This is a genomic window from Lentzea californiensis, from assembly GCF_024648825.1.
GTDB classification, from domain to species: domain Bacteria; phylum Actinomycetota; class Actinomycetes; order Mycobacteriales; family Pseudonocardiaceae; genus Lentzea; species Lentzea californiensis.
Genome location: NZ_JANBBE010000001.1, coordinates 982,442 through 996,746, shown reverse-complemented (window position 1 = coordinate 996,746; position 14,305 = coordinate 982,442). Strand labels below are relative to the sequence as shown.

Here is a 14,305-nt window from a genome sequence, read left to right as displayed (position 1 = left end):
GATGGGCTCGCCCGTCCCCGCCGGGGAAGGTTCACCAGGCGCGTCGGCGGCGACCAACACGTCGCCGGGGCTGAAGGCGCCGACGCGACGCGGCACCGAACTGGTGATGCTGTCGTTCGCCGCCGGTCTCGTGACGCTGGCGCTGATCCTGGTCGAACTGAACCAGGAACGCTCGCTGAGCCTGAGGATCCTCTACCTCGGTCTCGCGTACCTCGGACTCTTCGCTTGCGCCCACCTCGCCGTGCGCAGGTGGGCGCCTTATGCCGACCCGGCGATCCTGCCGTGCGTCGCACTGCTCAACGGGCTCGGACTGGTGGTCATCCACCGGATCGACCTGGCCCTGGAGGGCACCGTCTTCCCGGACGGCTCCACGTGGGACCCGGTGGCGTTCAAGCAGGTCATCTGGACCGGCATCGGGTTGCTGATGTTCGCGGCCACGTTGAAGTTCCTGCCGGACCACCGGATGCTCGCGCGCTTCGGCTACACGTTCGGCCTCGTCGGACTGGTCGCGCTGCTGCTCCCCGGTGTGCTGCCCGGCTTCATCGCGCCGACGATCAACGGCGCGAAGATCTGGCTGCGCATCGGACCGCTGTCGCTGCAGCCGGGTGAGTTCGCCAAGATCCTGCTGATGGTCTTCTTCGCCGCGTTCCTCGTGTCGAAGCGGGACCTCTTCACGGTGGCGGGGCGCCGGTTCCTCGGCATGGACCTGCCCCGCGCCCGCGACCTGGGCCCGCTGTTCGCGGCCTGGGGCGTCACGGTCGCGGTCATGGTGCTGCAGAAGGACCTCGGTTCCTCACTGCTGTTCTTCGGCATCGTGCTCGTGCTGCTCTACATCGCCACCGAACGGGCGGCGTGGGTCGTGCTCGGTCTCGGCCTGTTCGCCGGCGGCGCCGTCATCGCGTGGAAGCTCTTCAACCACGTGCAGCAGCGCGTCGCGAACTGGCAGGACCCGATCGCCCGCTACGACATGATCGGCGGCGGGTACCAGATCTCGCAGTCGCTGTTCGGTCTCGCGACCGGCGGCATCGGCGGTGCCGGTCTCGGCGCCGGTCGGCCGGAGATGATCCCCGAGGCGAACACCGACTTCATCACCGCCGTGATCGGCGAGGAGCTCGGGTTCGTCGGCTTCGCGGCGCTGCTGCTGGTCTACATGGTCTTCGCGTTGCGCGGCCTGCGCGGCGCCATCTCGGTGCGCGACAGCTTCGGCAAGCTCCTGGGCGGCGGTCTCGCGTTCGCGGTCTGCTTCCAGGTCTTCATCGTCGTCGGCGGCGTCACCAAGCTGATCCCGATGACGGGTATCACCGCGCCGTTCCTGTCCTACGGCGGTTCCTCACTTCTCGCGAACTACATCCTGGTCGCGTTGCTACTGCGAATTTCTGCGGCGGCGCGGGCCCCGCAGCGGGTCGCGAAGCCGAAACCGCAACAACCGGCTATCGCCGACCAGCACACTGTGATGGTGGAGCGTCCCAAATGAACACACCGCTCCGCCGCGTCGGCATGGCCATGATGGTGATGATCCTGCTCCTGCTGGGCAACGCCACGTGGGTCCAGGTGATCAACGCCGACGAGTGGCGCAAGAACGCCTACAACCGCCGGGTGCTGCTCGACGAGTACGCCCGCAAACGCGGTCTCATCACCGTCGCCGACGGCACGGTGATCGCGGACGTCAAGGAGACGACTGACCGTCTCCGGTACCTGCGCACCTACAACAGCGGTCAGGCCTACGCGCCCGTCACCGGCTACCTGTCCGTCACGTACGGCACCTCCGGCATGGAGCGCGCCGAGAACGACCTGCTCAACGGCTCGGACGACAGGCTGCTGACGCGCCGCATCTCCGCGCTGATCACCGGTCGTGACCCGGTCGGCGGCAACGTGCAGCTCACCCTGAACTCCAAGGTGCAGCAGACCGCGTACGACCAGCTGACGGCGAAGGGTTTCACCGGCTCGGTCGTCGCCATCAAGCCGGACACCGGCGAGATCCTCGCGATGGCGAGCACGCCGTCCTACGACCCGAACCTGCTCGCGAGCCACGACGTGAACGAGCAGGCGGCGGCGTGGAAGCAGCTCACCGCCAAGGACTCGGGCGACCCGCTGGTCAACCGCGCGACGCAGGCCCTGTACCCGGCCGGCTCGACGTTGAAGGTCCTCGTCGCCGCCGCGGCACTGGCCGACGGCAAGAACAAGGACACGCAGTACACCGCCAAGGGCTCGATCACGCTGCCCGGCAGCCAGACCCCGTTGCCGAACTTCAACGGCACCCCGTGCGGCCCCGGCGAGACGGTGTCGATGGAGACCGCGCTCGCCAAGTCGTGCAACACGGCGTTCGGCGAGATGGCGGGCCAGCTCGGCGCGAACAAGTTGCGCCGCCAGGCCGAGAAGTTCGGCTTCAACGACCCGGACCTCACGGTGCCGCTGGTCGTCGAGACCTCGACGCTCGGTCCGATCCCGGACGACGCGGCGCTCTACCAGACCGGCATCGGCCAGCGCGACGTGCAGATCACCCCGCTGGAGAACGCGGTGATCGCGGCGACGATCGCGAACAACGGCAAGCGCATGCAGCCGTACCTGGTGTCGAAGATCCTCGGCCCGGACCTGAAGTCGATCGACGACACCGAGCCGGACCAGGTCGAGACCGCGATGAGCACGGCCAACGCCAACGCCCTGCGCGACATGATGATCCAGTCGGAGGTCAACACCGGTGGCGAGGGCCGCCTGCAGAACGTGCAGGTAGCGTCGAAGACCGGCACCGCCGAGCACGGTTCCGACGTGACGAAGTTCAACCCGCACGCCTGGTACATCGCGTTCGCGCCGGCCCAGAAGCCGGAGATCGCGATCGCGGTCATCGTGGAGGACGGTGGCGACCGCGGGCTGGGCGCCACCGGTGGCAAGGTCGCCGCTCCGATCGGGCGCGCCGTGATGAACGCGTACCTGGCAGGCCGCTGATGCTGACCAAGGGCCAGCTCCTCGCCGACCGCTACCGCCTGAGCAGGCGGATAGCGGTCGGTGGCATGGGCGAGGTCTGGGAAGCGGCGGACGACAGGCTCGACCGCCGTGTCGCGGTGAAGGTGCTCAAGGCGGAGCTCTCCGGAGATCCCGAGTTCCTGCACCGGTTCCGCGTCGAGGCGCGGATGACCGCGTCGCTCAACCACCCCGGCATCGCGTCGGTGCACGACTACGGCGAGACCGCGTCGGTCGCGGACGGGCCGGAGGACACGGCGTACCTGGTGATGGAACTCGTCGAGGGCGAACCGCTCGCGACGATCATCTCCCGGGGCCGGCTGACCGCCGACGTGACGCTCGACCTGCTGGAACAGACCGGGAACGCGTTGCAGGCGGCCCACGAACGCGGGCTCGTGCACCGCGACGTGAAGCCCGGCAACATCATGGTCACGCCGTCGGGGAAGGTGAAGATCACCGACTTCGGCATCGCGAAGGCCGTGGACGCGGCACCCGTGACGCGGTCCGGCATGGTGATGGGCACCGCTCACTACATCGCCCCTGAGCAGGCACTTGGCGGCGAGGCCGAACCGGCGAGCGACGTTTACTCGTTGGCAGTGTGTGGTTACGAGTGCATGGCCGGTCATCGGCCGTTCCTCTCGGACAACGCGGTGACGGTCGCGATGATGCACATCCGCGACATCGCGCCGCCGTTGCCGCCGGACGTCCCGCCGGGTGCGCGGGCGTTGATCGAGGCCACGCTGGTGAAGGACCCGAGGCAGCGCTACCGGACCGGCGGGGAGTTCGCCGCCGCCGTCAGCGCGGTGCGGGTGGGCCAGCCGCTGCCGACGCCGTCCGGGTTCACGATGCCCCAGGTGATTCCGCAGCAGCAGCAGCAGCAGCAGATCGTGCAGGCACCACAGCCTCCGCCTCCGCCGCAGGTGTCACAGCCGCTGTCGATTCCACCGCAGATGGCGCACCACCCCGGAGGACAGCACCGTCCCGGTACCCATCCGACTATGCAGCCCGCGCACCAGACCGGGATGCAGCAGGCGCACCAGACCGGAACGTTCACCCCCATGCCGACACCGGCGGCGAGAAACCGGACCGTCGCCTGGGTTATGGTCGCTTTCCTGGTGGCTGTGCTGCTGGTGGTCGGCGTGGTAGTTCTGTGGAAGCTGACCATCAAGGACAATGGCGGCACCGGGCAAGGCGGCCGGCCGACGACGTCCAGCACGGCGAACCCGAACGCCCCGGCGAGCGGTCAGGCAAAGCCCGACTCCGCTGACCGGATACCGGGCAGTCAGCCGATGCGGATCAACGAGGACGACTACATCGGTCGTTCCGGCGACGCGGTCAGCATCGACCTGATCGACCACGGCCTGGAGCCGCAAGTGCAAAGCGCGCAGGGCACAGCTCCGGGCGACTTGAAGAAGTGCCGGGTCACCGCCATCGCGCCTACAGGCGAGGTGCCGGTCGGCTCGCAGGTGAAGGTGACGTGCGCGCCATGAGCAAGACCAGAACCGAGTTCGGAACACCGTCGACGAGGAGCGGGACGAAGCACCGATGAGCACTCCGCGACTGCTCTCAAACCGCTACGAACTGGGTGAGACTCTCGGGTACGGCGGCATGTCCGAGGTCCACAAGGGGCGGGACGTCCGCCTCGGCAGAGACGTGGCGATCAAGGTGCTGAGGGCCGACCTCGCCCGTGACTCCCAGTTCCAGGAACGATTCCGGCGTGAGGCGCAGAACTCCGCCGCCCTGAACCACCCGGCGATCGTCGCCGTCTACGACACAGGTGAGACGCAGACCGAGTACGGCCCGTTGCCGTACATCGTGATGGAGTTCGTCGACGGACGGACGCTGCGCGACATCGTGAAGACGCAGGGCCCGCTGTCGGGCAAGCGCGCGATGGAGGTCATGGCCGACGTCTCGGCCGCACTCGACTTCAGCCACCGGCACGGCATCATCCACCGCGACGTGAAGCCGGCGAACGTGATGATCACGAAGTCCGGCGCCGTGAAGGTGATGGACTTCGGCATCGCCCGCGCGCTGCACGACGGCCAGGCCGCGGTCACCCAGACCGCCGCCGTCATCGGCACGGCCCAGTACCTGTCGCCGGAGCAGGCGCGCGGCGAGTCCGTCGACGCCCGTTCCGACGTCTACGCGGCCGGTTGCGTGCTGTTCGAACTGCTCACCGGCGAGCCCCCGTTCACCGGCGACTCGCCCGTCGCGGTCGCGTACCAGCACGTGCGCGAAGACCCGAAGGCCCCGTCGCAGCTGAACCCGAAGGTGTCGCCGCAGCTCGACGCGATCGTGCTGAAGGCGATGTCGAAGGGTCCGGCGAACCGCTACCAGTCGGCTGCGGAGATGCGCGGCGACCTGGTGCGCGTGCTGTCGGGTCAGCGTCCGTCCGCGCCCGCCGTGATGACGGCCGAGGACCGCACCGCCGTGATGAACGAGCAGGCGGCGGCGCGTCCCGCACGCACGCAGGTCGTGTCCGGCGGAAGGCACCGCCCGGCGGCGTTGAAGTCGGAGCCGGACGACGACTACGACCCGATCGCCGACGAGGAAGAAGAACGTCGCGCGCGGCGCAAGAAGGCCATCATGATCACGCTCGTGGTGATCCTGTGCGTGGCCGTGCTCGGTCTCGCCGCGTGGATCACCACGAACCTGATGGGCGACGACAACGCGGCGCCGGAGCAGGCGTCCGTTCCGTCGGTCATCGGTCTGAGCGCGCTCGAAGCCAAGGAGAAGATCACCAAGGCGGGTCTCGTGCCGGCCCAGGAAAGCGTTCCCTGCGAACCGGGTCCGGCCGGCGCCGCGCCGAAGTGCACGGCGGACCAGATCAACAAGGTGATCGGCACCGACCCGGCCGAGGGCTCCTCGCTGACCAAGGGCACCAAGGTCACCATCTCCATCGGCGCGCTTCCCGGTGAGGGCGTCGTGCCTGATCTGAAGGGCAAGACCGCCGCGGAGGCCCAGCAGATCCTGGACAAGGACCCCAACGGCTTCAAGCTGGCGCAGGGCGAGTCGATCGAGGTCGACGACGCGTCCAAGGCCAACAAGGTCGCGGCGCAGACCCCCGACGTCGGCGTGAAGCAGAAGAAGGGCAGCACGATCACCATCCAGCTCGGCAAGGCGCCGGACCGGGTGAACGTGCCGTCCGTGGTGGGCGACGACGAGGCCGACGCCCGCCAGACCCTGGAGGGTTCCGGCTTCAAGGTCGTCATCACCCCGGTCGACAGTGCCAAGCCCGAGGGCACCGTGCTCACGCAGAACCCGCAGGCCAACAGCAAGGTCGACAAGGGCACGGCGGTCACGCTGACGGTCTCGAAGGGCAACCAGCTCGAGATGCCGGACCTCGTCGGCCTGGAGCAGAGGGAAGCCGAGCAGAAGCTCAGGGCGTTGGGCTGGAACGGTTCCTTCAACGTCGAGAAGGTCCAGAACACCGACCCGTCGAAGCGCGACAAGGTGCTCACGCAGCAGATCGCCAAGGGCACTTCGATCACGCGGGGCACCGCGGTGAACGTCACCGTGGCCCAGCTCGGGATCGGCGGCAGCTGATCCGCGGAACGTGAAAAGGGGCGGCTTCCGTTGGGAAGCCGCCCCTTTCGTCTTTCGTCAGAAGCGAGCGGCCGCGGCGAGCGTGCGCATGCCGTTCTCGAGCGTCGCGACCGTGGACTCGGGAACCTCGAAGCCGCAGACCTTCAGCCAGTTCGCGAGCATCCGGTGGCCGCCGTCGGTCAGCACCGACTCGGGGTGGAACTGCACACCCTCGACCGGGAGTTCCTTGTGGCGCATGCCCATCACGATGCCGGTCTCGGTCTTGCCGGTGACCTCGAACTCTGCGGGGATCGTCTCCGGCAGCACCGTCAGCGAGTGGTAGCGCGTAGCGATGAACGGCTGCGGCACGCCGGCGAGCACACCCTTGCCCTCGTGGAAGACGATGCTCGTCTTGCCGTGCAGCAACTCGGGCGCGCGATCCACCGTGCCACCCCAGACGACACCGATGGCCTGGTGGCCGAGGCACACGCCGAAAACGGGTTTGCCGGTGTCGGCACACTTCTTGATGACGTCCATGCTCGCGCCCGCACGCTCCGGTGTACCGGGGCCGGGGCTGACGAGGACACCGTCGACCTTGCCGATCTCGTCGAGGTCCACCTCGTCGTTGCGCCGCACGACGCACTCGGCACCCAGCTGAGCCAGGTACTGAACGAGGTTGTAGACGAAGCTGTCGTAGTTGTCGACCACGAGCACGCGCATGAAGAGAGCCTAGTCGGTCGAGTCGAGTGAGTTAGCTCTCGTCTACGTTGAGGTAAGGCTATCCTAAAATAGGTGTCATGAGTCGCTCCTTGCGCGTCGCGGTCGTCGGCGCTGGACCGGCGGGCGTGTACGCCGCCGACATCCTGACCAAGTCCGACGTCGACGCGCAGATCGACCTCTTCGAGAAGCTGCCGGCGCCCTACGGCCTCGTCCGCTATGGCGTCGCACCCGACCACCCGCGCATCAAGGGCATCGTCACGGCCCTGCAGAAGGTGCTCGACCGGCCGTCGGTCCGCTTCTTCGGCAACGTCGAGTACGGCGTCGACATCAAGCTCGACGACCTGCGCCAGTTCTACGACGCCGTCATCTTCTCCACCGGCGCCTCGGCCGACCGCGCTCTGGACGTCCCCGGCATCGACCTGCCCGGCAGCTACGGCGCCGCGGACTTCGTGTCCTGGTACGACGGCCACCCCGACGTCCCTCGCACCTGGCCGCTGGAGGCCCGGTCCGTCGCGGTGCTCGGCGTCGGCAACGTCGCCCTGGACGTGGCCCGCATCCTGGCCAAGACCGCCGACGAACTGCTGGTGACCGAGATCCCCGAAAACGTCTACCAGGGCCTGGCGTCGTCTCCGGTCACGGACGTGCACGTCTTCGGCCGCCGCGGCCCGGCCCAGGCCAAGTTCACGCCGCTGGAACTGCGCGAACTCGACCACTCGCCGAACGTCGAGGTGATCGTCCACGCCGAGGGCATCGAGTTCGACGAGGCCTCGATGCACGCGATCAGGACCAACAAGCAGGTCGAGATGATCGTGAAGACCCTCCAGGAGTGGGCGATCCGCGACGTCGGCACCCGCCAGCGCCGCCTGCACCTGCACTTCCTGGAGGCCCCGGTCGAGGTGCTCGGCACCGACCGCGTAACCGGCCTGCGCACCGAAACCCAGGAACTGACCGGCGACGGCAACGTCCGAGGCACCGGCGTCTTCACCGACTGGGACGTCCAGGCCGTCTACCGCGCCGTCGGCTACCTCTCGACGCACCTGGCCGACCTCCCGTTCGACCACGTCTCGGGCACGATCCCCCACCACGCCGGCCGTGTGCTGGACCTCGACGAGGTCCCCATGCCCGGCGTCTACACGACCGGCTGGATCAAGCGAGGCCCGATCGGCCTCATCGGCCACACCAAGGGCGACGCCCTGGAGACCGTCACCAGCCTCCTCGAGGACGCCGCCGCACTCCCCCAAGCCACGTCGCCGTCGCCCGAGGCAGTGGTCGAGTTCCTGGAGCAGCGCGGCGTGCCGTTCGTGACCAACGAGGGCTGGGGCCGGCTCGACGCGCACGAGATCGCGCTCGGTGCGGCGCACGGCCGTGAGCGCGTGAAGGTCGTGTCTCGCGAGGAGATGACCGCGATTTCGAACGGCTGAGTTTGAGCGGCTGGGCTTGAGCGGCTGGGCTTGAGCGGCGTGAGCGCCGTTCCCCGATGAAGCCGCCATCGCGTGTTCGCGCGGTGGCGGCTTCACATATTCCGGTCGCGCCCGTGCGGACACTTGATCCGTGAACGCCGAGCTCCGCAACCGTTTGCTGCGCCTCAACGCCGACCTTGCCGGTCTCAGCGTGTCGACCGAGGACGCGATCTGGCTCGCGTGCGACCTGCTCGTCGCCGTAGTGGACACACCTGCCGTGGTCGAGCTGGCCGGCGCCTGCCCGAAGTCCACGTACACCGCCGACGCAGCGCAGCTGGCGAGCAACTGCTCGTCGAACTCGGCGTCGAGCCGATGACCCAGCAGCAGGCTTCCTGGTGGTTCGCCCGCGACGGTGGCGAGATTTCGGTTCCCGCGGCGCCCGGCATCCGGTCGGGCGACCTGAACGAGGGTTCGCCGAGGCACGGCTCACTGGGTGGTGACGTTGTTGAACGGCAGCTTCGGCTCCGCCCACGGGAACACCACGAACATCAGCAGCGCGACGATGCCGGCGACCAGCACGACGGCCTCGACGACCCGCAGGAACAGCGGGCCCGGCAGGTGCCGCCAGATCCAGCCGTACATCAGCCCTCCGTCATCTCGGGCGGCGCGAAGCCGTCGGCCACCGGGTAGCTCTTGGTCTCGATGGCGTGCACGATCAGGCGCTGCTTGTCGGAGAAGCGCGGGTGACAGGTCGTCAGCGTGAGCAACCTTGCCTGCTTGTCGGCGGGCACGGTGGCGCCCACCTGGTGCGGGATGGGGGCGATGACCTCGCCCTGGGTCGGCACGACGATCTCCTGGCCGACGGTCTTCGCGTAGGCGTCGCCGAGCGTCGTCGACAGCGGGGCCACGCCGGCGCACGCTGCTTCCTTCGACTTCGGGTTCGAGGCCCAGCCGGCGACCTCGCTCTTCATCGGCAGCACCCGGTAGACGAACCACTGGGTCTGGGTCTGCACGACGATCGAGTTGCAGGACTGGAGCAGGTCGAGGTCGTTGAACGGTGCGCCCTTGCCCACGCGGTGGCCGGCGATGGAGAAGTTGCCCGCCTCGCCCGGCTGGGCGGTGTCCTTGTAGTGGCCGGGGCCGATTTCGAGGTGCTTGTCCGTGGTGCCCTCGACGACGGAGAACTTCCAGTCGTTGCCGAAGACCGGGATGTACATCTTCGCGAAGGCCTTGCCCTCGATGAGGTTCAGCTGCGACTTGCGGTTCGGGTCGGCCGGGGGCGGCGTGACGACGTTCGAGCTCCATTCGGAGTCGAGCGCGGCGGTCGCGTCCTGCTGCTTCTCCGCGGAGAGCAGGTCGGTCACGTAGACCTCGTAGACGACGAACAGCAGGACGACCAGGCCCATCGTGATGAGGGCTTCGCCGACGCCGCGCACGGCCTTGCGCGCCATGCTGTCGGGCGGCGGGACGTCCTTCGCCGCGGGCTCGTCGTCGTAGTACTCGTCATCGTCGTAGTACTCGTCGTCGTAGTCGTCCTCGACGCGCGGGATCACCTCGGTGGGCGGTTCGACCGGGCGGGGACGCGACGGCGGCATCGGCATCGGCCTGCGGGGCATTCCGCCCGGCGGCGTTCCGGGAGGTGGCATTCCAGCAGGCGGCATTCCAGCAGGCGGCACCGGGCGGCCCGGCTGGGGCATGCCGCGGGCGGGCGTGCCCGGCGGCGGGCCGGGGAAGGGCGGGCGCTGCTGGGCGTTCGGGGGCAGGCTTCCGGAGAAAGCACTGGTGAACTGCGTCGCCTCGGGCGGCGGCACGGCGTGGGGGGCCGGTGTGGCCCGCACGTGCTGCACGTCATCACGACGAGGTACAGGACGCCGTGGAGGCGGCTGCTGGGGTCCCGAGTTCACCTGAGAACCTCCGCGCGGACTGTGAACTGAAAACAACTGCGTCTACAAGGATGGTTCGCTGACCACCGTCGCTACGTTAACGTGTCTACTGAGTAGTGCACGTAAACTCGCGTCACTCACGGATATCCACGTCAGGCGAGGACAGCATGCCCAAGTCGAAGGTCCGGAAGAAGGCGGTCTACACCGCACCCACTGACCGCCGCACGCCGGTCAAGGTCAAGGCAGCGGGGCCGTCTCACCCGGTCTACGTCGTTGTCATGCTCGGCTTCATGCTGCTGGGCCTCGCGTGGCTGGTCGTCAACTACATCGCGGCCGAGAAGATCCCGTTCATGCTCGAGCTGGGCGCGTGGAACTTCGCCATCGGCTTCGCGCTGATGATCATCGGCCTGCTGATGACGATGCGCTGGCGCTGAGCGCTCGGCACGTCACCGTTCGTACTGGTCGGCCCGAACGTCACGCGTCCGGGCCGACCTTTGTTCGTCCCGGCTTCACCTGGTTCATCCGAGCGTCACCGAAGCACATGGCTGTAAGTCATCCCCATTGGGGACAAGTCCTGTGGACAACTTTGCACCAAAATGCACAAGCGACGGTTTTCCCTCATGCGGACCCGTTCGGTTGTCCACAATTCATGCGGGACACTCGACAGTGTGACTCGAACCTGGTCCCCTCCCGCCGCGCAGGTCGCCGCCACGTGGCTGGCTGTCGGCGCCTTCGCCGTCGCGACGATCACCGCCGACGACAACGCAGGCCGTCTCCTCATCGGGCTGGTGACGCTGATGGTCACCTTCTTCGCCCTGTTCTTCTCGGTCGCGCGGCCGAGGCTCACCGCGGACGCCGACGGCCTCACCGTGCGCGGGTTGACGGGCAGGACGCAGCTGCCCTGGCACGAGGTGAAGGTCAAGCTGCAGATCACCCGCCGGCTCGGCAGGGAACAGCAGACGCTGGAACTCGACGCCGAAGACCGTCTCGTGGTGCTCACGAGGATGGACCTCGGCGCCGATCCCGAAGAAGTCGCCGGAGTGCTGCACGCACTGCGGCCGTGAACCGGTTCTAGCGGCAGGTCCTGGCGTATTCCAGGATCACTTCGGCCGCCGTGTCGAGTTGGGAGGCACGCAGCACGAACATGACCCCGAGCAACAACGCGGCCGCCGCCACAGCGCCGATCTGGTAGGCGTTGCGGTTCTTCGTGGGCGCTTTGACCAGGGCGAGCGTCAGCAGGCCGCCGATCACGAACCCACCGAGGTGCCCGAGCAGCGAGGCGTTGGTGAAGAGGTTCGACACCAGGTTGATGCCGACGACCACGAGGATCGTCGAGATGTCCCGCTTCTGCCGCTTGAACACGATCAGCAGTGCGCCCATCAGGCCGAACACCGCGCCGGACGCTCCGGCGAGCTGCTGGCAGACGGTGCCGAAGAAGAACGCCGCCGCACTGCCGCCGAGCAGCGACAGGAAGTAGACGGCGCTGTACCGCAGCTTGCCCAGCTCCTGCTCGACCACCGGGCCGACCACGAAGAGCGCGGCCATGTTGAGCGCGAGGTGGATCAGGCCGAAGTGCATGAACCCCGACGTGAGGATTCGCCACCACTCACCGTTGGCGGTGAGTTCCGGAATCATCGACGTCGCGGTGAACAGGCCTGCCCGCGAGTTGTTCATCGGGCTGCCGGACTGGACGACCGTGGCCACGTACGCGAGCACGTTGAGCGCGATCATCACCTGCGTGATGATCGGGCGGCCGGTGGAGACCACCGCTCCCGCGGACGTGCGGGCTTGGCGGACCGTACGGGCGCCCTCGTTCACGCAGTCGACGCACTGCATGCCGACCGAGGCGTCGCGCAGACAGTCAGGGCACGCCGGACGGTCGCACCTGCTGCAGCGCAGCCGGGTGGGCCGATCGGAATGACGTGCGCAGACCGGGATGTCCGGCTGCGCTCCGATCGGCCCGTCCGGTGGCACGGGGGCGTTGCTCACGCGCGTTCGATCGTGATCCGCTCGATCTTGATGTCGTTGACCGGACGGTCGCCCGCACCGGTCGTGGTGCCGCCGATGGCGTCGACGACGTTGCGCGACTCCTGGTCGGCGACCTCACCGAAGATCGTGTGCTTGAAGTTCAGCCACGTCGTCGGCGCCACGGTCACGAAGAACTGCGAGCCGTTGGTGTTGGGCCCGGCGTTCGCCATCGCGAGCAGGTAGGGCTTGTTGAACTGCAGTTCGGAGTTGAACTCGTCCGCGAAGCGGTAGCCGGGGCCACCGCGACCGGTGCCGGTCGGGTCGCCGGTCTGGAGCATGAAGCCCGCGATGACGCGGTGGAAGAGGGTGCCGTCGTAGAACGGACCCGTCTTCGTGCCACTCGCGTTCGCCTCGGTGTAGGTCTTCGTGCCCTCGGCGAGCCCGACGAAGTTCGCCACCGTCTTGGGGGCGTGGTCGGGGAACAGGTTGATGCGGATGTCGCCCTGCGTGGTGTGCAGGGTCGCCGTCACCTTGGTCCCGACGAAGGATTCGTTGCTGTCAGCCACCACCCTATCGTGCCATCCACGGGCGGACATGTTCAGAAAGGGGCACGATGGGTACCTCTATGACATCACCGGACGACAAACCGTGGAGCAGAGATGGACGAGGTGGACGTCATGACCCGAGCCGGCGAGAACGTTGGCAAGGCTGTCGGCACCGGTCTGAAGGCCGCGCGTCAGGGTGTCGTTCGCGCTGGTCACGTCGCTGAGGTCAAGCTTGCCGAACGTGGCATCACGGCGGATCAGGTTCGCGGCGCACTCGTCGAGCGGGCTGACACGCTCATGGGCAAGGCCGAGGACTGGGAGAAGCAGACGCGTCGCTCTCGCAAGCGCCTCGCCAAGAAGAGCGCACAGACGCGCTCCGACCTCATGGGCAAGGCCGAGGTCGTGCGCAAGGAAGTCAAGAAGGCGGCGAAGAGCGCGCGCAAGGACGCCAAGGTGCGCGCCAAGGAGATCCGCAAGGCCGCGGCCCAGCTCGGTGCGGACGCACCGAAGCGTCGCCGCTGGCCGTGGGTGCTCGGTCTCCTGGTCGCGGCCGCGGCGGCTGGCTACGTCGCGATGACGCGGCGGCCGCAGGAGGTCCACCTGCAGGACGAGGACCAGGTTCCGCACGCGGAGCCCGTCCTCAACGGGCAGGTGCCCTCCCAGAAGGAGCCGATCAAGTAAGTACGGCGACCGCTGACGCTCGTCGTATTCTCCACCGCCCCCGTGCATTTTCGCGCGGGGGCGGTGTTTTGTGCGTCTAGATCTTCAGGCCCTTGATCGCTTCTTCGGCGATGCGGCGGGCCTTGATCGACTGCTTCTGGTTGCTCGTGACGACCACAGCGGCGTCGCCCTTCGCCACGGCGTAGACGACGCCGGTCTCACTGCTCACGTACCCTCCGGCCCAGCCGGTGGGCGAGTTCGCGGGCTGTGAACCGTCCGGAGCCGCCTTGTTCACGATGAGCTTCGCGACGCCCTGGTCCCCCACGTAGACCTGCACGGTCAACTGGACCTCAGTTGCGGTGGCGTAGAAAAAGCACGCTGGGTGAGGTTCGTCCGTTGACAGTTTCACTTTGGGTACGCGCTGTCCGTTGGCTTCCGCGACGAAACCGGTCGCCAGGTACGGGCACGTGCCGTCGTTAGCGGGCTGGGGCGCGGGCGGCACTGTCGGAGCCGCGCTGGTAGTGGTCGTGACCTGCTGGGGCTGGGTCGTGGGAACCGGCACGTCCTGGGCGACGGGGGTGCCGCATGCGGCGAGGACGCCGAGCAGGGGCAGCAGCAGTGCTCGTTTCATAGGGGCAACAGTCAA

General features: G+C 67.9%; 15 protein-coding genes. 9 read left to right on the top strand and 6 right to left on the bottom strand.

From position 1 onward, the window contains the following. Position 1: 1 nt before the first annotated feature. The 4 genes from LX88_RS05280 to pknB are packed head-to-tail and all read left to right on the top strand — an operon-like array spanning position 2 to position 6,504. Positions 2–1,474, top strand: a complete 1,473-nt coding sequence (locus LX88_RS05280; protein WP_258946678.1) for an FtsW/RodA/SpoVE family cell cycle protein — start codon at positions 2–4, stop codon at positions 1,472–1,474. Further along, positions 1,471–2,943 carry a peptidoglycan D,D-transpeptidase FtsI family protein gene (locus LX88_RS05275; protein ID WP_258946677.1) on the top strand — a complete coding sequence of 491 codons (1,473 nt, stop codon included), beginning with the start codon at positions 1,471–1,473 and terminating at the stop codon, positions 2,941–2,943. The genes LX88_RS05280 and LX88_RS05275 overlap by 4 nt, the downstream gene beginning before the upstream one ends. Next, a complete protein-coding gene (locus LX88_RS05270) occupies positions 2,943–4,448 on the top strand; it encodes a serine/threonine-protein kinase (protein ID WP_258946676.1) in 1,506 nt (501 codons plus the stop codon). The genes LX88_RS05275 and LX88_RS05270 overlap by 1 nt, the downstream gene beginning before the upstream one ends. 55 nt (positions 4,449–4,503) lie before the next feature. Continuing rightward, positions 4,504–6,504 carry a Stk1 family PASTA domain-containing Ser/Thr kinase gene (pknB, locus tag LX88_RS05265; protein ID WP_258946675.1) on the top strand — a complete coding sequence of 667 codons (2,001 nt, stop codon included), beginning with the start codon at positions 4,504–4,506 and terminating at the stop codon, positions 6,502–6,504. Positions 6,505–6,561: 57 nt separating this feature from the next. Here pknB and LX88_RS05260 read toward each other — a convergent pair whose 3' ends face one another. Beyond that, a complete protein-coding gene (locus LX88_RS05260) occupies positions 6,562–7,203 on the bottom strand; it encodes an aminodeoxychorismate/anthranilate synthase component II (protein WP_258946674.1) in 642 nt (213 codons plus the stop codon). Between the two features lie 77 nt (positions 7,204–7,280). Here LX88_RS05260 and LX88_RS05255 point away from each other — a divergent pair, with 77 nt between their 5' ends. Then, complete coding sequence (locus LX88_RS05255; protein WP_258946673.1) at positions 7,281–8,624, top strand: FAD-dependent oxidoreductase; 1,344 nt, start codon at positions 7,281–7,283, stop codon at positions 8,622–8,624. A gap of 130 nt (positions 8,625–8,754) precedes the next feature. After that, positions 8,755–8,979: a hypothetical protein gene (locus LX88_RS05250; RefSeq protein ID WP_258946672.1), complete on the top strand. Its 225-nt coding sequence runs from the start codon at positions 8,755–8,757 to the stop codon at positions 8,977–8,979. Between the two features lie 110 nt (positions 8,980–9,089). Here the strand turns inward: LX88_RS05250 and LX88_RS05245 are convergent, their stop codons facing one another. Continuing rightward, complete coding sequence (locus tag LX88_RS05245) at positions 9,090–9,245, bottom strand: hypothetical protein (RefSeq protein ID WP_258946671.1); 156 nt, start codon at positions 9,243–9,245, stop codon at positions 9,090–9,092. Next, complete coding sequence (locus tag LX88_RS05240; RefSeq protein ID WP_308203422.1) at positions 9,245–10,441, bottom strand: class E sortase; 1,197 nt, start codon at positions 10,439–10,441, stop codon at positions 9,245–9,247. The genes LX88_RS05245 and LX88_RS05240 overlap by 1 nt, the downstream gene beginning before the upstream one ends. Positions 10,442–10,653: 212 nt before the next feature. Between LX88_RS05240 and crgA the strand changes: the two genes are divergently transcribed. Together crgA and LX88_RS05225 are read left to right on the top strand one after the other, a co-directional pair. After that, on the top strand, positions 10,654–10,920 hold the full coding sequence (gene crgA, locus LX88_RS05230) for a cell division protein CrgA (RefSeq protein WP_030465604.1): 267 nt from the start codon (positions 10,654–10,656) through the stop codon (positions 10,918–10,920). 234 nt (positions 10,921–11,154) lie between these two features. Further along, complete coding sequence (locus tag LX88_RS05225; protein ID WP_258946670.1) at positions 11,155–11,550, top strand: PH domain-containing protein; 396 nt, start codon at positions 11,155–11,157, stop codon at positions 11,548–11,550. A gap of 7 nt (positions 11,551–11,557) precedes the next feature. Here the strand turns inward: LX88_RS05225 and LX88_RS44170 are convergent, their stop codons facing one another. Next, positions 11,558–12,475, bottom strand: coding sequence for a rhomboid family intramembrane serine protease (locus tag LX88_RS44170; RefSeq protein ID WP_258946669.1), 918 nt, complete (start codon positions 12,473–12,475; stop codon positions 11,558–11,560). Further along, a complete protein-coding gene (locus tag LX88_RS05215; RefSeq protein WP_245983841.1) occupies positions 12,472–13,020 on the bottom strand; it encodes a peptidylprolyl isomerase in 549 nt (182 codons plus the stop codon). Before LX88_RS05215 ends, LX88_RS44170 begins: the two co-directional genes overlap by 4 nt. A gap of 93 nt (positions 13,021–13,113) precedes the next feature. Here LX88_RS05215 and LX88_RS05210 point away from each other — a divergent pair, with 93 nt between their 5' ends. Beyond that, a complete protein-coding gene (locus tag LX88_RS05210; protein ID WP_258946668.1) occupies positions 13,114–13,680 on the top strand; it encodes a hypothetical protein in 567 nt (188 codons plus the stop codon). 76 nt (positions 13,681–13,756) lie between these two features. Here the strand turns inward: LX88_RS05210 and LX88_RS05205 are convergent, their stop codons facing one another. Next, positions 13,757–14,290, bottom strand: a complete 534-nt coding sequence (locus LX88_RS05205) for a DUF2020 domain-containing protein (RefSeq protein WP_258946667.1) — start codon at positions 14,288–14,290, stop codon at positions 13,757–13,759. Positions 14,291–14,305: the final 15 nt, after the last annotated feature.